The organism is Burkholderia sp. 567 (genome assembly GCF_040545115.1).
Taxonomy (GTDB): domain Bacteria; phylum Pseudomonadota; class Gammaproteobacteria; order Burkholderiales; family Burkholderiaceae; genus Burkholderia; species Burkholderia ambifaria.
On the sequence record NZ_JBEPLG010000017.1, the window covers coordinates 90,454 to 109,146 of the forward strand.

At 65.6% G+C, this 18,693-nt stretch carries 19 protein-coding genes and 1 tRNA gene; 11 read left to right on the forward strand and 9 right to left on the reverse strand.

Going from position 1 to position 18,693, the window contains the following annotated elements; translation table 11 throughout:
- Positions 1-11: 11 nt before the first annotated feature.
- The 5 genes from fliP to ABIC50_RS32920 all read left to right on the forward strand — a co-directional run bounded on the left by fliP (position 12) and on the right by ABIC50_RS32920 (position 7,284).
- Positions 12-773, forward strand: a complete 762-nt coding sequence (fliP, locus tag ABIC50_RS32900; RefSeq protein WP_011655568.1) for a flagellar type III secretion system pore protein FliP — start codon at positions 12-14, stop codon at positions 771-773.
- Positions 774-789: 16 nt separating this feature from the next.
- On the forward strand, positions 790-1,062 hold the full coding sequence (gene fliQ / locus ABIC50_RS32905; protein ID WP_006750427.1) for a flagellar biosynthesis protein FliQ: 273 nt from the start codon (positions 790-792) through the stop codon (positions 1,060-1,062).
- A gap of 28 nt (positions 1,063-1,090) precedes the next feature.
- Complete coding sequence (fliR, locus tag ABIC50_RS32910) at positions 1,091-1,873, forward strand: flagellar biosynthetic protein FliR (RefSeq protein WP_011655567.1); 783 nt, start codon at positions 1,091-1,093, stop codon at positions 1,871-1,873.
- Positions 1,874-2,242: 369 nt separating this feature from the next.
- Complete coding sequence (locus ABIC50_RS32915) at positions 2,243-4,249, forward strand: site-specific DNA-methyltransferase (RefSeq protein WP_229061161.1); 2,007 nt, start codon at positions 2,243-2,245, stop codon at positions 4,247-4,249.
- Positions 4,249-7,284: a type III restriction-modification system endonuclease gene (locus ABIC50_RS32920; RefSeq protein WP_354168929.1), complete on the forward strand. Its 3,036-nt coding sequence runs from the start codon at positions 4,249-4,251 to the stop codon at positions 7,282-7,284. The genes ABIC50_RS32915 and ABIC50_RS32920 overlap by 1 nt, the downstream gene beginning before the upstream one ends.
- A 225-nt stretch (positions 7,285-7,509) precedes the next feature.
- On the opposite strand, the gene ABIC50_RS32925 is transcribed toward ABIC50_RS32920, so the two are convergent.
- The 4 genes from ABIC50_RS32925 to egtB all read right to left on the reverse strand — a co-directional run bounded on the left by ABIC50_RS32925 (position 7,510) and on the right by egtB (position 10,927).
- A complete protein-coding gene (locus ABIC50_RS32925) occupies positions 7,510-7,884 on the reverse strand; it encodes a hypothetical protein (RefSeq protein WP_011655559.1) in 375 nt (124 codons plus the stop codon).
- Positions 7,885-8,120: 236 nt separating this feature from the next.
- Positions 8,121-8,423, reverse strand: a complete 303-nt coding sequence (locus tag ABIC50_RS32930) for a hypothetical protein (RefSeq protein ID WP_105830777.1) — start codon at positions 8,421-8,423, stop codon at positions 8,121-8,123.
- Between the two features lie 280 nt (positions 8,424-8,703).
- Positions 8,704-9,717: an L-histidine N(alpha)-methyltransferase gene (gene egtD, locus ABIC50_RS32935; protein WP_354168932.1), complete on the reverse strand. Its 1,014-nt coding sequence runs from the start codon at positions 9,715-9,717 to the stop codon at positions 8,704-8,706.
- Entirely contained in the window at positions 9,701-10,927 is a 1,227-nt protein-coding gene (gene egtB, locus ABIC50_RS32940) for an ergothioneine biosynthesis protein EgtB (protein WP_354168959.1), read from the reverse strand. The genes egtD and egtB overlap by 17 nt, the downstream gene beginning before the upstream one ends.
- A gap of 574 nt (positions 10,928-11,501) precedes the next feature.
- Here egtB and ABIC50_RS32945 point away from each other — a divergent pair.
- Entirely contained in the window at positions 11,502-11,978 is a 477-nt protein-coding gene (locus tag ABIC50_RS32945; protein WP_175696416.1) for a carboxymuconolactone decarboxylase family protein, read from the forward strand.
- Positions 11,978-12,859, forward strand: a complete 882-nt coding sequence (locus tag ABIC50_RS32950) for a sigma-70 family RNA polymerase sigma factor (RefSeq protein WP_354168934.1) — start codon at positions 11,978-11,980, stop codon at positions 12,857-12,859. Before ABIC50_RS32945 ends, ABIC50_RS32950 begins: the two co-directional genes overlap by 1 nt.
- Positions 12,860-13,082: 223 nt before the next feature.
- Here the strand turns inward: ABIC50_RS32950 and ABIC50_RS32955 are convergent.
- Positions 13,083-13,159: transfer RNA gene (locus ABIC50_RS32955), tRNA-Val, on the reverse strand.
- A 572-nt stretch (positions 13,160-13,731) separates the two neighbouring features.
- On the opposite strand from ABIC50_RS32955, the gene ABIC50_RS32960 reads away from it, so the two are divergent.
- Positions 13,732-14,172 carry a hypothetical protein gene (locus ABIC50_RS32960; RefSeq protein ID WP_354168937.1) on the forward strand — a complete coding sequence of 147 codons (441 nt, stop codon included), beginning with the start codon at positions 13,732-13,734 and terminating at the stop codon, positions 14,170-14,172.
- Between the two features lie 87 nt (positions 14,173-14,259).
- On the forward strand, positions 14,260-14,619 hold the full coding sequence (locus ABIC50_RS32965) for a hypothetical protein (RefSeq protein WP_354168940.1): 360 nt from the start codon (positions 14,260-14,262) through the stop codon (positions 14,617-14,619).
- A gap of 122 nt (positions 14,620-14,741) precedes the next feature.
- On the opposite strand, the gene ABIC50_RS32970 is transcribed toward ABIC50_RS32965, so the two are convergent.
- From ABIC50_RS32970 to ABIC50_RS32980, 3 genes are all read right to left on the reverse strand, one after another.
- Complete coding sequence (locus ABIC50_RS32970; protein ID WP_354168943.1) at positions 14,742-15,023, reverse strand: hypothetical protein; 282 nt, start codon at positions 15,021-15,023, stop codon at positions 14,742-14,744.
- A gap of 66 nt (positions 15,024-15,089) precedes the next feature.
- Complete coding sequence (locus ABIC50_RS32975) at positions 15,090-15,851, reverse strand: anti-sigma factor family protein (RefSeq protein WP_212121147.1); 762 nt, start codon at positions 15,849-15,851, stop codon at positions 15,090-15,092.
- On the reverse strand, positions 15,848-16,366 hold the full coding sequence (locus tag ABIC50_RS32980) for a sigma-70 family RNA polymerase sigma factor (protein ID WP_105830786.1): 519 nt from the start codon (positions 16,364-16,366) through the stop codon (positions 15,848-15,850). Before ABIC50_RS32980 ends, ABIC50_RS32975 begins: the two co-directional genes overlap by 4 nt.
- 157 nt (positions 16,367-16,523) lie before the next feature.
- Between ABIC50_RS32980 and ABIC50_RS32985 the strand changes: the two genes are divergently transcribed.
- Positions 16,524-17,615, forward strand: coding sequence for a catalase family peroxidase (locus ABIC50_RS32985; protein ID WP_354168946.1), 1,092 nt, complete (start codon positions 16,524-16,526; stop codon positions 17,613-17,615).
- On the forward strand, positions 17,615-18,145 hold the full coding sequence (locus ABIC50_RS32990; RefSeq protein WP_175712563.1) for a cytochrome b: 531 nt from the start codon (positions 17,615-17,617) through the stop codon (positions 18,143-18,145). Before ABIC50_RS32985 ends, ABIC50_RS32990 begins: the two co-directional genes overlap by 1 nt.
- Positions 18,146-18,473: 328 nt before the next feature.
- On the opposite strand, the gene ABIC50_RS32995 is transcribed toward ABIC50_RS32990, so the two are convergent.
- On the reverse strand, positions 18,474-18,693 hold a 220-nt coding region (locus ABIC50_RS32995), incomplete at its 5' end, for a hypothetical protein (RefSeq protein ID WP_354168948.1).

Below are 18,693 nucleotides of genomic sequence, written 5' to 3' on the forward strand. Positions count from 1 at the left end.
TCTGCATTCCGATGAAACACGAATTCCTGCGTCGCGCGGCGCGCTTCGCGCCCGCGCTGATCCTCGGCCTCGCCCCCGCGCTCGCCTGCGCACAAGCGGCCGGCCTGCCCGCGTTCAACACGAGCCCGGGCCCGAACGGCGGCACCACCTATTCGCTGAGCGTGCAGACGATGCTGCTGCTCACGATGCTGTCGTTCCTGCCGGCGATGCTGCTGATGATGACGAGCTTCACGCGCATCATCATCGTGCTGTCGCTGCTGCGCCAGGCGCTCGGCACCGCGACGACGCCGCCGAACCAGGTGCTGGTCGGCCTCGCGATGTTCCTCACCTTCTTCGTGATGTCGCCGGTGCTCGATCGCGCGTACGCCGACGGCTACAAGCCGTTCTCCGACGGCTCGATGCCGATGGAGCAGGCCGTGCGGCGCGGCGTCGCGCCGTTCAAGACCTTCATGCTGAAGCAGACCCGCGAGACCGATCTCGCGCTGTTCGCGAAGATCTCGAAGGCCGCGCCGATGCAGGGCCCGGAAGACGTGCCGCTGTCGCTGCTGGTGCCCGCGTTCGTCACGAGCGAGCTGAAGACCGGCTTCCAGATCGGCTTCACCATCTTCATCCCGTTCCTGATCATCGACATGGTCGTCGCGAGCGTGCTGATGTCGATGGGGATGATGATGGTGTCGCCGTCCACCGTGTCGCTGCCGTTCAAGCTGATGCTGTTCGTGCTGGTCGACGGCTGGCAGCTGCTGATCGGCTCGCTCGCGCAGAGCTTCACGTAAGCGGAGGACACGCGCGATGACGCCCGAACAGGTAATGACGCTGGCGCACCAGGCGATGATGGTCGGCCTGCTGCTCGCCGCCCCGCTGCTGCTGGTCGCGCTCGCGGTCGGCCTCGTCGTGAGCCTGTTCCAGGCCGCGACGCAGATCAACGAATCGACGCTGTCGTTCATCCCGAAGCTGCTCGCGGTGGCCGCGACGCTCGTGATCGCCGGCCCGTGGATGCTGACGACGATGCTCGACTACCTGCGGCAGACCCTGCTGCACGTCGCGACGCTCGGCGCCGGCTGATCGGCGCGCCCGGCACCGTTCCGTCTCAATGTTCTCGGTTACCTACGCGCAACTCAACGGCTGGCTGACCGCCTTCCTGTGGCCGTTCGTGCGGATGCTCGCGCTCGTCGCGACGGCGCCCGTGGTCGGCCATGCCGCGGTGCCGGTGCGCGTGAAGATCGGCATCGCCGCGTTCATGGCGCTGGTCGTCGCGCCCACGCTCGGCGCGATGCCGGACGTCACCGTGTTCTCCGCGCCGGGCATCTGGATCGTCGTCACGCAGTTCCTGATCGGCATCGCGCTGGGCTTCACGATGCAGCTCGTGTTCGCGGCCGTCGAGGCGGCCGGCGATTTCATCGGGCTGTCGATGGGGCTCGGTTTCGCGACCTTCTTCGACCCGCATTCGAACGGCGCGACGCCGGTGATGGGCCGCTTCCTGAACGCGATCGCGATGCTCGCGTTCCTCGCGGTGGACGGCCACCTGCAGGTGTTCGCGGCGCTGGCCGCGTCGTTCCAGACGCTGCCGGTGTCGGGCGACCTGCTGCACGCGCCCGGCTGGCGCACGCTCGCCGCGTTCGGCGCGACGGTGTTCGAGATGGGGCTGCTGCTCGCGCTGCCGGTGGTCGCGGCCCTGCTGATCGCGAACCTCGCGCTCGGGATCCTGAACCGCGCGGCGCCGCAGATCGGCATTTTCCAGATCGGCTTTCCGGTCACGATGCTGGTCGGGCTGCTGCTCGTGCAACTGATGATCCCGAACCTCGTGCCGTTCGTGTCGCATCTGTTCGACATGGGGCTCGATGCGATGGGGCGGGTGTTGCTGGGGTGGCGCTGAGGCGAATACTCGGCAAGCGTGCGGGATATTTACTGCCGCCTTGCTTTTCGCAGCGTATCTGATCGGGACTCTCACGCCGGCACGCCGACGCATTGCGCCGACCGTGCCCTTTTTTCGTCTTTTTCGGCCCTCGTTTTCAGCCCGCGCGACAGGCCCCGCCAGACGCCCGCCGACAACCCCTCCGAAACCGCTTGCGGCCCGTCGGACGGGCGATCGCGGCCGATCCACGCACGATCGCCTCGCATCGGTGCTTGACCTGCGCCGACCGACTCGCTAGCGTTTCGGGTTTGCCCGGGCGGCCATTGCCGCCGGTGCCGTGAGTGCGCCCGACGTCCTGGCGCACGCGGCCGGGCTCCGATGGAAAAAACGATGCAGAAACTCGATGCGGAGAGCCCGCAGGCGATGTCGACGGATTTCATCGCCGACAACGTCGCGCGCCTGAAGGCGCTGTTCCCCGAACTCGTGACCGAAGGCCCGGACGGCGCGTCGGTCGACGTCGACGTGCTGAAGGCGCTGGTCGGCGAGCGCACCGTCGGCGCCGCCGACGAGCGCTACGGCTTCCACTGGCACGGCAAGCGCAGCGCGCGCCAGGCCGCGCTCACGCCGTCGACGGGCACGTTGCGCCCCTGCCCCGACGACAGCGTCGCGTGGGACGACACGCGTCATCTCGTGATCGAGGGCGACAACCTCGACGTGATGAAGCTGCTGCACAAGAGCTACGCGGGCAAGGTGAAGCTCGTCTACATCGACCCGCCGTACAACACCGGCAGCGATTTCGTCTATCCGGACGACTTCAGCGACAGCATCCGCCACTACCTGGCGATGACGGGCCAGACCGACGGCGGCGTGAAGCGCAGCACCAATACCGAGGCGAACGGCCGGTTCCACACCGACTGGCTGAACATGATGTATCCGCGCCTGAAGCTCGCGCACGCGCTGCTGTCCGACGAAGGGCTGATCGCCGTGCACATCGACGAGCACGAGGTGCATGCGCTCGTGCTGATGCTGCGCGAGATCTTCGGCGAGGAGAACGAGCTCGGCGTGGCCGTGTGGGACAAGCGCAATCCGAAGGGCGACGCGCGCGGCGTCGCGTACCAGCACGAATCGTTGGTGCTGTTCGCGCGCAACGCCGAGACGCTGCTCGAACAGGCGCCGCTGAAGCGCCCGAAGCGCAACGCGCAGCGCATGCTCGACGCCGCGCACGACGCGGTGTACCGCAGCGGCAACGCGAAGGATGCGCAGAAGGCGTACCGCGCGTGGATGAAGGCGCAGACCAACCTGTCCGGCGGCGAGGTGATGTACGACCGGCTGTCGGCCGACGGGCGCGTGTACCGCCTCGTGTCGATGGCATGGCCGAACAAGAAGAAGGCGCCGGAAGAGTATTTCACGCCGCTGATCCATCCGGTCACCGGCAAGCCGTGCGCGATGCCGGCCCGCGGCTGGCGCAATCCGCCCGCGACGATGCAGGCGCTGATCGAGCGCGGCCAGATCGAATTCGGCCCGGATGAAACCACGCAGCCGCAGCGGATCTACTACCTCGACGAGAACATGTACGAGAACGTGCCGTCGGTGCTGCCGTTCGCCGGCTCCGACGACGCGCTGCTGAAGACGCTCGGCATCCCGTTCGACCAGCCGAAGCCGGTCGATTTCGCGGCGGCCGTGATCGGCTGGTGCACGCGCGGCGACGACATCGTGCTCGACTGCTTCGCGGGCTCCGGCTCGACCGGCCACGCGGTGATGCAGGTGAACGCGACCGACGGCGGCGCGCGCCGCTACATCCTCGTGCAGCTGCCCGAGACGCTCGACCGGCGCGACAAGACGCAGCTCGCGGCCGCCGATTTCTGCGCGAAGCTGAAGAAGCCGACGACGCTCGCCGAAATCACGAAGGAACGCCTGCGCCGCGCCGCGCAGCAGGTCGCGCGCGACTATCCGGAAAGCTATGGCGACCTCGGTTTCCGCGTGTACCGGCTCGACACGACCAACGTGATCGAGTGGGATCCGCGCCGCGACGACTTCGACCACGCGCTGTTCGCGTCCGTCGAGCACGTGAAGACCGGCCGCAGCGAGGACGACCTGCTCGCCGAGCTGACGCTGAAGCTCGGCCTCGATCTGTGCACGCCGGTCGAGCATCACCAGGTCGCCGGCAAGACCGTGCACCTGATCGGCCGCTCGATCGTCGCGTGCTTCGATGCGCGCATTTCGCGCGACGACGCGGGCCCGCTCTCCGACGGCATCGTCGAGCTGCTCGATGCGACCGGTGCGACGCGCGACGTCACGTGCCTGTTCCGCGACAGCGGCTTCGTCGACGACGTCGCGAAGCTCAATCTCGCCGCGCTGCTCGAGCAGCACGGCGTGAAGCGCGTGCGGAGCCTGTGATGCGGCTGCATTTCGAAGCGGATCTCGACTATCAGCGCGAGGCGATCGACGCCGTCTGCGACCTGTTTCGCGGCCAGGAATCGTATCGCGGCGACTTCAGCGTGCTCGCGAACGCCGCGCCCGGCACGACGGCCGCCGCGCAAGGCTCGCTCGGCTTCGCGGTGTCGGAGCAAGGCGTCGGCAACCGGCTGTCGCTGACCGACGACGCGCTCGCGCGCAATCTCGCCGACGTGCAGCTGCGCGGCGGGCTGCCGCCGTCCGGCCTGCCCGGCTCGCGCGACTTCACCGTCGAGATGGAGACCGGCACCGGCAAGACCTACGTGTACCTGCGCACGATCTTCGAGCTGAACCGCCGCTACGGCTTCACGAAGTTCGTGATCGTCGTGCCGTCGATCGCGATCAAGGAAGGCGTGCACAAGACGCTGTCGATCACCGAGGACCATTTCCGCGCGCTGTATGCGGGCGTGCCGTACGACTACTTCCTGTACGACTCCGCGAAGCTCGGCCAGGTGCGCCACTTCGCGGCGAGCGCGGCGATCCAGATCATGGTGATGACGGTTGCCGCGATCAACAAGAAGGAGATCAACAATCTCTACAAGGACAGCGAGAAGACCGGCGGCGAGAAGCCGATCGACCTGATCCGCGCGACGCGGCCGATCGTGATCGTCGACGAGCCGCAGAGCGTCGACGGCGGGCTCGAGGGGCGCGGGCGCGAGGCGCTCGCCGCGATGGCGCCGCTCTGCACGCTGCGCTATTCGGCGACGCACGTCGACCGTCATCACATGGTGTACCGGCTCGACGCGGTCGATGCGTACGAGCGCAAGCTCGTCAAGCAGATCGAGATCGCGTCGGCGATCGTCGAGGATGCGCACAACAAGCCGTACGTGCGGCTCGTCGGCGTGTCGAACCGGCGCGGCGCGATCAGCGCGCGTATCGAACTGGACGTCGCGACCGCGGCCGGCGTGAAGCGCCAGATCGTGTCGGCGACCGACGGCGACGATCTCGAACGCCTGACGAAGCGCGCGCTGTATGCGGGGCTGCGCGTCGGCGAAGTCCATGCGGTGAAAGGCGCAGAGTACGTCGAGCTGCGCCATCCGGAAGGCGAGGCATTCCTGTCGCTCGGCGAGGCGTTCGGCGACATCGACACGCTCGCCGTGCAGCGCGAAATGATCCGCCGCACGATCCGCGAGCATCTCGACAAGGAATTGCGGCTGGCCGAGCGCGGCGTGAAGGTGCTGTCGCTGTTCTTCGTCGATTCGGTCGAACGCTATCGCCGCTACGACGAGAACGGGATGCCCGTGAAGGGCGACTACGCGCTGATCTTCGAAGAGGAATATGCGCGCGCGGCCCGCGTGCCGGCCTACCGTGCGCTGTTCGACGGCGTCGACGTCGCGCTCGAGGTCGAGCGCGCGCACAACGGCTACTTCTCGATCGACCGCAAGGGCGGCTGGACCGACACGAGCGAGAGCAGCGCCGCCGCACGCGAGAACGCGGAGCGCGCGTACGGCCTCATCATGCGCGAGAAGGAAGCGCTGCTGTCGTTCGACACGCCGCTGAAGTTCATCTTCTCGCACTCGGCGCTGAAGGAAGGCTGGGACAACCCGAACGTGTTCCAGATCTGCACGCTGCGCGACATCCAGACCGAACGCGAGCGACGCCAGACGCTCGGCCGCGGGCTGCGCCTCGCCGTCGACCAGGACGGCGAGCGCGTGCGCGACCCGGGCGTGAACACGCTGACCGTGATCGCGACCGAGCGCTACGAGTCGTTTGCCGAGAACCTGCAGAAGGAAATCGAGGCCGATACGGGCATCCGCTTCGGGATCGTCGAGGAACACCAGTTCGCGGCGCTGCCGGTGCAGGAAGGCGACGGGCCCGCGCATGCGCTCGGCATCGAACTGTCGCGCGTGCTGTGGGCGCATCTGCACGAACAGGGCTACGTTGACGCGCAAGGCAAGGTGCTCGACCGGCTCAAGGATGCGCTGCGCCAGAGCGCGCTCGTGCTGCCCGAAGCGTTCGAGACGCTGCGCGCACCGATCGTCGCGACGCTGCGCAAGCTGTCGGGCCGCTTCGCCGTCCGCAATGCGGACGAGCGGCGCGCGATCGCGTTGCGCCGCGACGCGTCGGGCAAGGCCGTCGTGTTCGGCGACGACTTCCGCGCACTGTGGGACCGTATCCGCCACCGCACCGTGTACAGCGTCGCGTTCGACAACGCGAAGCTCGTGCGCGACTGCACGGCCGCGCTGCGCGACGCGCCGGACATCGCGCGCGCCCGGCTGCAGTGGCGCAAGGCCGAGATCGACATCGGCAAGGCCGGCATCGAGGCGGTCGAGGTGGCCGGCGCGGGCACGGTGCTGATCGATGAAGGCGAGCTGCCGCTGCCCGACCTGCTCACCGAGCTGCAGGACCGCACGCAGCTCACGCGCCGCTCGCTCGCGACGATCCTCGCCGACAGCGGCCGGCTCGACGATTTCCGCGTGAATCCGCAGCAATTCATCGCGCTGGCCGCCGATGCGATCAACCGCTGCAAGCGGGTCGCGCTGGTCGCGGGCATCGCGTACCGCAGGCTCGGCGAACGCAACGTGCATGCGCTCGAATCGTTCGAGAGCGAGGCGCTGACCGGTTATCTGCGCAACCTGCGTCCCGATGCGCGCAAGTCGATCCACGAGGCCGTCGTGTGCGAGACCGACGCGGAACGTGCATTCGCCGATGCGCTGGAAGCGCACGACGGCGTGAAGCTGTACGCGAAGCTGCCCGCGTGGTTCCGCGTGCCGACGCCGCTCGGCAGCTATCACCCGGACTGGGCGGTGCTCGCGGAGCAGGATGGCGGCGAGCGGCTGTATTTCGTCGTCGATACGCCGAATGCCGATGGCGACGTGACGAGCGAGCACGAGCGCGCGAAGCTCGCGTGCGGTGAAGCGCATTTCCGTGCGCTGGTGGACGGGGAAGATGCCGCGCGATTCGTGCGCGTCAGGCAGGCGGATGCGTTGTTCGAGCCAGCTGCAACCATCGCGCCGCTGGCGAGCGCGGGACGCTGAAACGAAGGGCGGCGATGAGCCGCTCTTTGTTCATGGGCCGGGCGGCGACGCCGATGCTCATCGCTTGCGGGAGCTGATCCGCCTGTCATTCGCATGAAAGCCCATCTGTATTCTCGAGCGTTCGTGTGCGTGGTTACGGCTGGTTGCAAATCGGGGTCGATGCCTGGCGCGGCCGGCATGAAAAAAGGGCGCCGAAGCGCCCTTCCGTGCCATGCAGCGCTGCGCTTACAGCGTGTGGCCGAATGCCTTGCGATGCGCGTGATGCGTGGACGTCGATGCATGCGCGGTATGGCCGTGCGTTTGGCTGTGAGCGTGGCCCGGCTGCGTACCCGCACGATCGGCGATCGTGTCGGAACGATCGGCGGCTCGCGCGAGGCCCTTGTCGCGATCGCCTGACTGGAAGCCGTTCGAGTTGCTGAGCGCTTGGCCGCTCATGTGGCCACCGGACATGCCGCCCGCGTTGCCGCCGGAGCCGCCTGCCCCATGACCGCCGCCGTTGCCGCCACCACCACCATTGCCGCCGGCCGCCGCATTCGCGGAAACGGCACCGAGTGCGAGCAGCGCGGCTGCCAGCACCGACAGATATCGTTGCGTTTTCATTGTTGGCTCCCTGGAGCGCATTCGAGTGATTGCATTCTACGAACGCGTGGTCTGCGTGGTGCTCGACGTTGTAAATGATCGTAACGATGCGTGCGAGCGCCAATTCGTCAGATCAATTGGCCCGGTATCGGCCGCATCGGCGAACCGCGCGGCCGGCCGTCATCAAACGGGCGTCATGCGATCACGTTCATGATGTGCCGTCGTCGTGATCGCGTTCTCGCGAACCGTTAGCGGGTTCAGTTCCAGCCACCGCGCCAGCCGCCGCGGTCATGCCAGCGGCGCTCACGCCACTCGTGCTCGCGCCATTCACGGCGGCGCCACTCGTGTTCGCGCCATTCGCGCGCACGCCAGTCGTCGTCACGGTAACCCACCGGCGCGTACACGACCGGCGGCGGCGGCGCCACATAGACGGGCTCCGGTGCCGCATAGACGCCCGGCACGCCGATGCCGACCGACAGGTCGACGTGGGCCGATGCGACGCCCGAAGCTGCCAGCGCCGCTACACCGAGAACTGCACCGAGAATAAGTTTCTTGCTCATCTCGCGACTCCCTGCACGTGTCGTGCTTCATGTGAATACGGTTCGGAGTCTAGGCACCCTGCGCCGACACAGGTGAAACCGGTCTGCGAGAGCGGTAACGGGCGATTACGGGTGGCCGCGAAGCCTTGCGGGACAAGGATGACGAGTGATTCGACACGCCGTTGCAAAGGCGCGTCGAATCGATAAAGGCGGGAAGTTTTGCCGATTCGCGTCGCGGCGACACGGATAGCACACGCACCGCACGCACGCCGTGCGAGCGGTGCGCAACGATCCAACAACCTCAAGCGCGAATATCGTCGACGCTGCGCAGCCAGTGCACGCTGAACAGGTTGTCCGCATCGGTCCACACGGTGTCGGGCTCGAAGCCCGCACGCCGTGCGATCGCATGGAAGCCGTCGATCGTGAACTTGTGCGAGTTCTCCGTGTGGATGCGCTCGCCGGCGTCGAAGCGGAACGCATGGCCGCGCACGTGCACCATCTGCGCGATATCGCTGACGAGATGCATCTCGATGCGCTGCCGCTCGCGATCGTAGAACGCGCAGTGCGAGAACGCGTCGAGATCGAAGTCCGCGCCGAGTTCCGCATTCGCGCGGGCGAGCAGGTTCAGGTTGAACTGCGCGGTCACCCCCTGCGCGTCGTTGTACGCGTCGTGCAGCGTGCGTTCGTCCTTCACGAGATCCGCGCCGACCAGCAGGCCGCCGCCGCGCAACAGCCTTGCGGCGTCGCGCAGGAACGCGTCGGCTTCCTCCGGCGAGAAGTTGCCGATCGTCGAGCCGGGGAAGAAGCCGATGCGACGGCGCGGCGTTTCGGTCAGCTCGGCCAGTTGTTCGGGCTTCGTGTAGTCGGCCGCGATCGGCGCGACGTCGAGCCACGGATACGCGGCACGCAGCCGCGCCGCGGCGCCGTGCAGGTAGTCGGCAGAGATGTCGATCGGCACGTAGCGCGCCGGCGCGTTCGCGTAATTGTCCGCGCATGCATCGAGCAGCACGCGGATCTTCTCGAGCGAACCCGCGCCGAATTCGACGATGTCCGCATGCGGGCCGACGCGCTGGACGATCTCCGCCGCGCGGTCGCGCAGGATGCCGAGCTCGGTACGCGTCGGGTAGTACTCGGGCAGTTCGCAGATGCGGTCGAACAGCGCGGAGCCGGCCGCATCGTAGAAGTATTTCGGCGAAATGCTGCGCGGCGTGCGCGACAGTCCGTCGATCAGGTCGCGCTCGAACGCGCTCGGCCGCGAATCGCGGGCGGGTTGCAGGCCACCGCTCGTGGCCGTCAGATCAGACGTCTCGCGCAAGTCGCACTCCCGTGAATTGCCAGCGCGCGGCCGGCGGAAAGAAATTGCGGTATGTCGGCCGTTCGTGTCCCGGCGGCGTCGCGATGCTGCTGCCACGCAGGACCTGCTGGCCGACCATGAACTTGCCGTTGTATTCGGCAGCCACCCCAGCGAGCGGCCGAAAGCCCGGATACGGCTCGTAGGACGAACGCGTCCACTGCCACACGTGCCCGAGCATCTGCTGCATGCCGTCCGTGCCGAACGCGGCTTCCCATTCGAACTCCGTCGGCAAGCGTGCGCCCGCCCATTCCGCGTAGGCGGCCGCTTCGTAAAAGCTCACATGACAGACGGACGCATCGGGCGCGAGCGGCTCCACGCCGTGCAGGCCGAACGCGCGCCATGCATGGACGGATTTGGCATCGCCGCCGTCGTCGCGAATCCAGTACGGGGGCGCCGACCACCCTTCCCGCTGCACCGTTGCCCAGCCGTCGGACAGCCAGTATTCGGGGCGTTCATAGCCGCCGTCGGCGATGAAGGCCGCGAATTCCGCATTCGTCACGAGACGGTTCGCGATCTCGCACGGCCGCACGAGCGCCGTATGACGCGGCCGTTCGTTGTCGAACGAGAACGCGTCTCCGTCGTGGCCGATCTCGACGAGTCCGCCCGGCTGGTGCAGCCAGCGCAGCGGGCCGGCGTCGCCCGCGGCCAGGGCGTGCGTGGCGCCGCCGTCGCGTGGCCGGAAGGCAGGCTTCAACGGGTTGCACGAGAACGCATGCAGCATGTCCGTAACGATCAGTTCCTGATGCTGCTGCTCGTGATGCAGGCCCAGCTCGATCTCCGGTGCGATCGCGGCGAGCAACGCCGGATCGGCATCATCGAGCGCGCGCAGCATCGCTTCGTCGACATACTGCCGGTACGCATGCACGTCATCGAGCGACGGACGCGTGAGCAGCCCGCGCTGCGGCCGCGGATGGCGCGGCCCGAGCGCTTCGTAATAGGAATTGAAGAGGAACTGGAAGGCCGCGTCGAACGGCGCGTAGCCGGGCACGCGGCGCATCAGCACGACGGTTTCGAAGAACCAGGTCGTATGCGCGAGATGCCATTTCACCGGACTCGCGTCGGGCATCGACTGCACGGCCTGGTCTTCGGCGGATAGCGTCGCGGTGAGCGCGATGCTATGGGCGCGCACGTCCTGGTAACGGCGCTGAAGCTGGGATGCAAGGAGGCTCATCGGTTTACCGTTCACGTCGCGATTCGCTGCGTTGCGTTGCCGGAAAAAGGAAAGCCTTGCGCTCGAATGCGCGCGGCTGACGTGCGACCTTCGTTGCTGCGTCGTCGGGCAGCCGGCGCGCGCGCCGGGCCGCTGATGCGGCATCACTTCTTCTGCCCGTGCAGAACAGTATGGGCTAGAAATGTGAACGTCGCGAATCGGATTTCGGGCGAAACAAAGGCGAAAGAAAAATGAAAGAATTGACCCCGTCCGGCTCGGCGGCATGACGAACCGTCGAGGCCCGTCATCGCGGGGCTCGGCCACTCTAGCGCAATGTGCATGCCTGCGCATGCGCGCTACCGACGCCTCATGACAGCCATGCGGCGCGGATGAAAGGTCGATGGCGCGGCTTCGCCGGAGCAACGGCGTCATGCGGGCGAGGTCGGATCCCGATTCGCGCGCGGGTGTCGCGGGCATCGGCGCCACGTTCGACTCCGCATGCTTCCCCGCCTTTGAAAATTTTTTGCATCGATGTCACACGCGCGGGGTGCTCGCGCGTCATATCACCTGAACCCACACGAAAGGAGAAGGAACCATGACTGCGAAACTCAATCCGTTTGCCGCCGCACCCGCGCTGATGAAGAGCTGGATGACCGTGTCGGTCGCCGCTGCCGGGAGCCTCGAGCCGACGCTGATCGAGCTGGTCAAGATCCGCGCATCGCAGATCAACGCGTGTGCGAACTGCCTTAACATGCACACCGTCGAGGCGCGCGAGCAAGGCGAGACCGAGCAGCGCATCAACCTGCTGGCCGCCTGGCGCGAAGCGCCCTGCTACACCGACCGCGAACGCGCGGCGCTCGGCTGGACCGAGGCGCTCACGCGGCTGTCGGAGGGCCATGGCGCGCACGAGGCCGCGTATGCGGCGCTGAACGACCACTTCAGCCAGGAGGAACAGGTGAAACTCACGCTGATGATCAACGTGATCAACGGCTGGAACCGGCTTGCCGTCGGCTTCGGGCTGTGGATCGATCCGGCCGAAGCGAAGGCCGCGGCCGCGAAGATGGTGGCCTGATGACGAGCGTCGATCCGGCCACGGGCAGTGCCGAAGACCGGGCCGACGCAGCGTCGAGCTTCGACCCGCTGCGTCGCACGCTGATTCGCGTCGCGTACCGGATGCTCGGTTCCGTCGCCGACGCCGAGGACATCGTGCAGGAGGCGTTCATCCGCTGGATGGACGTCGATCGCACCGAGGTGCGCGTGCCCGAGGCGTTCCTGCGCCGCATGGTGATGCGCATGTGCCTCGATCAGTTGAAGTCAGCGCGGCATCAGCGCGAGACCTATATCGGCCCGTGGCTGCCCGAGCCGGTCGTCGAGCAAGACGAACAGGAGGACGTCACGCTGCCGCTGATGCTCGCGCTCGAACGGCTGTCGCCGCTGGAGCGCGCGGCGTTTCTGCTGCACGACGTGTTCGGCCTCGAGTTCGACGAGATCGCGACCACGATCCAGCGCGATCCGGCCGCATGCCGGCAGCTCGCCGCGCGCGCACGCACGCATGTGCGCGAGGCGCGGCCGCGGTTTCATGTCGAGAAGCAGCGCGGGATCGAGCTGGCCGAGGCGTTCTTCGCGGCGTCGCGCAGCGGCGACATGCGCGCGCTCGGCGCGATGCTCGCCGAAGACGTGAGCCTGCATTCGGACGGCGGCGGCAAGCGCGCGGCCGCGGGCAAGCCGGTGTTCGGCTTCGAACGTGTGATGAAGGTGCACGAATACCTGGCCGAGCTGTTCGCCACGCATGCGTCGAAACTCGTGCGCGCGGGGTTCATCAACGGGCTGCCGGGGTTCGTCACGCTGGAGGCCGACGGCGAGCTGCAGACGACCGCGCTCGACATCGACGACGGGAAGATCGTCGCGATCTATGTCGTACGCAATCCTGACAAATTGAAGCATCTGCATTGACGGTGGCCGGTGGGCGCGTTGCGCGCGCTTGCCCTGCTCTGCGCCCTGCTTTGTCGATTGCCTGCTACGTGCAGCGCGTGGATCCGAACGATGCATCTTGCATGCGCAGTTTCGGCCGCAAAAAGAAAAACGCCACGCGAGGTTGCCGCGTGGCGTTTGTATGTTTGGCGAGCCGGATTGCCTGTAGGCAATTCGCGCTGCCGGACCCCTTCATTTTGTTCGTTGGTAGGCTCGATTGGATTCGAACCAACGACCCCCACCATGTCAAGGTGGTGCTCTAACCAACTGAGCTACGAGCCTAAGAAGCCGCGAATTATAGAGAGGGTTTTGGAGGAGCACAAGCCCCTTCGTGAAAATTTTTTGAAGCGGGGATGCGGGCGCCCACGATCGGCCGTTGCCCGGTGTTGCGAGCACGTCGGTTTCACGTCTTCATGTCACAGCAAAACGCGTCGATGCGCTGTGAGGTTATCCACATTCCCCTCTGGATAACCATCCGGCAAGCCTCTGGATTCACAGTGGAACGATTGAGGATATGTCGGCGCAGCTGTGAATCGGCGATAAGTTGTTCTGTGCTGCACAGAGCTTTGAGTGTGCATTGCCTGTGGTTATGCATTCCACTTCGCGCTGAAAATTCAGGACGTTACGGTGGTTATCCACTGTGAGGCCGCGTGCTTGTTAACTATCACTACGTATGTATACGAACTCTGTTAACACCATTGGATAAGCACAGTCCGGCGACTGTGATCCAACCAGGCCATGCGCTACCTGCAGCAAGCAGACAACCAAATCGGCGGGCTGTGAGGCCTGCGGTCAATGTGCGAACGGTCATGTCTGTAGAATCGCCGGCATTCACGATGCGACGAGTTGTCGACATGACATTGGCGATCCGGGTTGACTGGCAAAGCGGTGTGGTTCACGCCGACCGCATGCGTATCGAGGTCGGCGACGACGGGCGATTGAGCGAGGGCGTCCGGCGCCTGTGTTCGCCGGTGCAGGAGCTGGAGAACGGTGCGGTGCGTTATCGCATATCGCAGACGATCACCTTCGGTGGACATGCGGGCGAATGCTTGATCGACGTGGTTGGAGGGCGTCTGACGAGCGTGTTGATCCTGTTCGATACGATTCGCTTCCTCGACGCGAGCATCACAGAGTCGAAGATCGTTCGGTCGATCGCGAAGGCGTCGGGACTGGCTGTGGTGAGCGCGCATCCCACAGAGGCACGACTCGAGCCGTGTTCATGGGGCGTGGCGGAGTTTCGCTACGATCCCAGGCAAGGGGACTTGAGTTTGGAAATGCGGTTTCGTGGTGAGTGAATCGCGTCCGGCTGTTGTAGTTGGTGGCCGATACGAATCCACCGATGGAGGCAGCACCGGATGAGTCGACGTGGTCGAGGATTGCTCGTGCGACAGTTTGTGTTTCAGGAAACAGGTGACGAGATGCCGGTGATAAATTGCCCGTCTCACGGATATGTCGGCGGTGAGCTTGTGACACGATCGGTGTCCGATCTCGTCGGGGATCGCAGCCGCTGGAGCGGCAGCCGTCGGATTGTGCCGTTGACCCTGTTGCGCGACGAAATCGAGTATCCCGGCTACATGCTCGAATCCGAAGAGACGAAAATGCTTGCGCTGGGCGGTAAGTACGAGGGAGGGAATGTCTACCGCTTCAACGATGACGAGTCGATGGAAGCAGCCATCGGATTGCTGACCGCAACGTGCGTTGAGTGCCTGAGGGAATTAATGGCCGTGCAGAAAGAAGGGTAGTTGAACAGGATGTCTCGGGGAGAAGGATGGCCAAACCGACCGGTGCCCCGTCGAGCTCGATACCGCGACGCTGCTCGGTCTGGCCAACGAAGCGCTCACGCGTGTGAACAACCTGAACGCAACTAAATCGAAACCCTGTGCATCGGCTCGGTGAGAGCGGTGTGGATATCACCCGCTAAAGCCACTCGAAATCCTGTGCAACCCAAAGGTGAGCGATTCGACAAGGGAGGGTATGCGAAGCCGTTGCAGCCGATGTCGATATCCAGCGCCGAAACGACACCAAACCCTGTGATTCTGAAGCCCAAGAGCGCCCGCCCATCCACGAACGCATCGAGACGATCTGCGCGGTGTGGATAACCAATACGAAAACGAATCCCAATGCTGTGAACTTGAACGGTGAGCATGAGCGCTTTCGGGCTGGCTGAGCCGCCCGGGCCGGCCCGCGGACCACGGGCCGCACATTGTCTCGCTCAAATCTGCTGATCGAGCGCCCGCACAACGGCTTGTTCGCCGAGATTGACCGCCGGCCCCACCACCGCAAAATTAATCCCATTCACCGACCCATAACGCGCCAGCAACGCCCCATCCACGCGTTGCCCGGCCGGCAGCAGCCGATGTTTCGATTCCGCTGGCCGGAGATAGAAGCTGAGAGTCCGTCCGGCATTGTCTTCATAGAGCACCATCGCGGCCGCGGCCCCACTGTCCGTCGTAAACAACCGCCCCCCAACCGGCCTGAACCCCGCCGCACTCAAATCCGGCAGCTTCGCCGAAGCGCCCACGCGTCTGGTGAGCCACCCCTGCAAATCGCCCGCACTCGTCGGCCGGAAATCCACCTTCGCGACCTGGTCGACCACCATCATCCGATAAGCCTCGAGCGCATCGCTCATCGGCGCGATCGGCGGCGCCGCGTTCCACCCGCGCGCCTGCCACCCACCGAACGTCCCCAGCCCGATACAGAACACGAACGAAGCCGCGATCGCGAACCGCATCCGCGAGCGCTCCGCACGCCGCGCACGAATCGCCGCCGGATCGAGTTCAGGATTCTCGCCCGGCATCCGCACACTCTCGAGCGCGGCCCGCAACCGCTGCGCATCCTGCTGCCAGCGCTTCACCTGTTCCGCACTCTCCGGATGCAGCGCGAGATATCGCTCGACCGCGGCACGCGCATCGTCGTCGAGCTGGCCGTCGACATAGGCCTGGAGATCGTGTTCGTCGGGACGGAGGTTGTTCATTTCATCAACCGGAGAGAAGGAGCGGGAAGCTCGCCGTCGCTGAGCTGGCGCAGCGCCTGACGCGCGCGGGAGAGTCGCGACATCACGGTGCCGATCGGCACGTCGAGCAGGTCGGCGACTTCCTGGTACGTGAAGCCCTCGACCGCGACGAGCAGCAGCAGGCTGCGCTGCTCGTCGGACAGGCGGCCGAACGCTTCGAGCGTCGCGCGCGCGGCCACCTCGCGTTCGGCGGACGGCCAGTGCAGCTCGTCGTCGTCGCGAATGCGGCCGAGCATCCACGCGTAACGCTTCGCGCTGCGTTTGCCGTCGAGAAACTGCCGGTAAAGGATCGTGAAGAGCCAGCTGCGCAGCGACGCGTCGTCGCGACGGCTCGTCCAGCGCGACAGCGCGCGCTCGAGCGTCGACTGGACGAGATCGTCTGCCGCATGAACGTCGCGCGCCAGCCAGAGCGCGAAGCGTCGCAGCCTGGGGATGAGTTCGCGCAACGCGTCGTCGTCGGGGGCGTTTGGGGGCATGGCCGGGGCGCTAGCCGATAAGCGTGGAGATTCCGCGTAGGACGCCGGTCGGCGCCGCTTATTCCGTCAGCATACGAAAAATTTCTTCATGGAATAAAGCGGCGCGTGCGGCGTCCTATGCCTGTTCGACAATGATCTGACGATCGGGAGTGCATCCATGAAGCAATCTTCCTCTTCTTCGCCGCCGCGCGAGCCCGGGCGCGGGTGGTGGCGCTGGGCCGTGATCGGCGGCGCGGTGGCCGGCGTGACCGTGGCGTTCGGGTATGTCGGCGGTTGGCTCGCGCCGGCGCGGCTGACCCCGCACCGAATCGTCGACGCGCTGCAGACGGCCGGCGGCGGCGCGCATCCGGGTTTCCGGCGCAATCACGCGAAGGGCGTGTGCGTGACCGGTTACTTCGAAAGCAACGGTGCCGCGAGCGCGTATTCGGTCGCGCCGTTCTTCAAGGCGGTGCGCACGCCGGTGGTCGGGCGCTTCGCGCTGCCGGGCGGGAATCCGTATGCGCCCGACAGCAGCGTGCCGATCCGCAGCCTCGCGCTGAAACTCACCGCACCGGACGGCCAGCAATGGCGGACCGGGATGAACGCGATGCCGGTGTTTCCGGTGGCCACGCCGAAGGCGTTCTACGCGCAGTTGCTCGCGACGCGGCCGGATCCGGCCACGGGCAAACCCGATCCGGCGAAGGTGAAGGCGTTTTTCGGCGCGCATCCGGAGACGGCTGCATTCCGCGAGTGGGTGAAGGGTGCGAAGCCGAGCGCGAGCTACGTCACCGAAAGTTATTACGGGCTGAACGCGTTTTACTTCGTCGACGCGGCGGGCAAGCGCCAGGCGGTGCGGTGGCGCGTCGTGCCGGAGCAGACGGCCGGCGCCGGCGACGTGGCGACGGCCGCGGATCCGAACGTGTTGCAGCAGGACCTGACGCGTCGCATCGCGGACGGTGAGCAGAAGTGGAAGCTGCTGGTCACGCTGGCGGCGCCCGGCGATCCGGTGGACGACGCGACGAAGGTCTGGCCCGCGCAGCGCACGACGATCGACGCGGGCACGCTCGTGCTCGATCGCGTGGAGCCGCAGGACAGCGGGCCGTGCCGCGATGTGAATTACGACCCGACGGTGTTGCCGCAGGGGATTCAGGTATCGGGGGATCCGTTGCTGGCGGCGCGGTCGGCGGCTTATGCGGATTCGTATCTGCGCAGGACGAGTGAAGAGGCCGGCGTGGCCGGTGCGGCGCGGTTGAGTGCGGAGGGACGGTGATGAAGGCGACTACGACGTTTAGCTTGCCGGCGAGGGTGCTGCATTGGGTGATGGCCGCGATGATTCTCACGATGCTGTTTATCGGGGTGGGGATGGTGGCGTCGGTTTCCGAGCGGCATGATTTCCTGGTGGCTTTGCATAAGCCGCTGGGGGTTGCGGTGCTGGTACTGGTTTGTGTGCGGATCGTGGTGCGGTTCATGTCGAAGCCGCCGGCGTTGCCCGCGGATCTGCCCGTCTGGCAGAAGGTGGCCGCGCATGGGTCGCATCTCGTGCTGTATGCGCTCATGGTTGCGATGCCGCTGATCGGCTGGGCGATGCTGTCGGCTGGCGGGTATCCGGTGACGCTGGGCGGCGGTGTGCAGTTGCCGGCGCTGGTTTCGGCGGATCCGGTGGCGTTTGCCTGGCTCCGGGTCGCGCACCGGCTGCTGGCTTACCTGTTCTTCGCTACGTTCGTCGCGCACTTTGCGGCTGCGCTGTATCACGGCTTGATCCGGAGGGATGGGGTGGTGAGGGCGATGGTGGGGCGCTGAACGACGGGAGGGTTGCGTTGGATGCGGCGAGGCTGTTCACGGGCTATCGAGGCAGCTTCTGCCGAGTCGCTTCTATAAGTATCGTGGGACGGCTCAACGGCTCCCCGACACCGCTTGTAAAAAAATTTTCACAAAAGGGTTGCAGAGACGAGGGCCGCTGCATAGAATCACGCCTCTTTCGCGCTAACGGAAACACGGCGCGGGAAGAAAGAAGAAGGGAAGCGGTGCTATTGAGATTGGTTTTAGCGATCTCGGCGCACATTGAGTTGAATCTCAACCGTCACAACGAATTAGTTAAATAAGTTGTTGACGAGTTGAAAAAAACACCTCATAATCTCGCTTCTCTGCTGCTGAAAACGCAGCGCTGCTGGGAAACGGAAGGTTTCTCGCAGAAATGCTCTTTAAAAATTAACAGCCGATAAGTGTGGGCGCTTGATGGCAGCGAGCTGATCTTCGGATCAGATAGCGAAAGTATCAAGAGTCTCACACTAAAGTAAGTCAGGTTTATGAAGTGATTCATATTCCTGTCAGCTTTGAGTGAGCGACCG

Bases quoted from the DNA above. Each gene is read 5' to 3' on its own strand.
- ABIC50_RS32930 (WP_105830777.1), bottom strand. From the start codon at position 8,423: ATGAGCAAGAAACTTATTCTCGGTGCAGTTCTCGGTGTAGCGGCGCTG.
- fliR (WP_011655567.1), top strand. From the start codon at position 1,091: ATGTTCTCGGTTACCTACGCGCAACTCAACGGCTGGCTGACCGCCTTC.
- ABIC50_RS32960 (WP_354168937.1), top strand. From the start codon at position 13,732: ATGACATTGGCGATCCGGGTTGACTGGCAAAGCGGTGTGGTTCACGCC.
- ABIC50_RS32970 (WP_354168943.1), bottom strand. From the start codon at position 15,023: ATGCTCACCGTTCAAGTTCACAGCATTGGGATTCGTTTTCGTATTGGT.
- fliP (WP_011655568.1), top strand. From the start codon at position 12: ATGAAACACGAATTCCTGCGTCGCGCGGCGCGCTTCGCGCCCGCGCTG.
- egtB (WP_354168959.1), bottom strand. From the start codon at position 10,927: ATGAGCCTCCTTGCATCCCAGCTTCAGCGCCGTTACCAGGACGTGCGC.
- ABIC50_RS32990 (WP_175712563.1), top strand. From the start codon at position 17,615: ATGAAGGCGACTACGACGTTTAGCTTGCCGGCGAGGGTGCTGCATTGG.
- ABIC50_RS32915 (WP_229061161.1), top strand. From the start codon at position 2,243: ATGCAGAAACTCGATGCGGAGAGCCCGCAGGCGATGTCGACGGATTTC.
- fliQ (WP_006750427.1), top strand. From the start codon at position 790: ATGACGCCCGAACAGGTAATGACGCTGGCGCACCAGGCGATGATGGTC.
- ABIC50_RS32985 (WP_354168946.1), top strand. From the start codon at position 16,524: ATGAAGCAATCTTCCTCTTCTTCGCCGCCGCGCGAGCCCGGGCGCGGG.
- ABIC50_RS32980 (WP_105830786.1), bottom strand. From the start codon at position 16,366: ATGCCCCCAAACGCCCCCGACGACGACGCGTTGCGCGAACTCATCCCC.
- ABIC50_RS32975 (WP_212121147.1), bottom strand. From the start codon at position 15,851: ATGAACAACCTCCGTCCCGACGAACACGATCTCCAGGCCTATGTCGAC.
- ABIC50_RS32945 (WP_175696416.1), top strand. From the start codon at position 11,502: ATGACTGCGAAACTCAATCCGTTTGCCGCCGCACCCGCGCTGATGAAG.
- ABIC50_RS32920 (WP_354168929.1), top strand. From the start codon at position 4,249: ATGCGGCTGCATTTCGAAGCGGATCTCGACTATCAGCGCGAGGCGATC.
- ABIC50_RS32925 (WP_011655559.1), bottom strand. From the start codon at position 7,884: ATGAAAACGCAACGATATCTGTCGGTGCTGGCAGCCGCGCTGCTCGCA.
- ABIC50_RS32950 (WP_354168934.1), top strand. From the start codon at position 11,978: ATGACGAGCGTCGATCCGGCCACGGGCAGTGCCGAAGACCGGGCCGAC.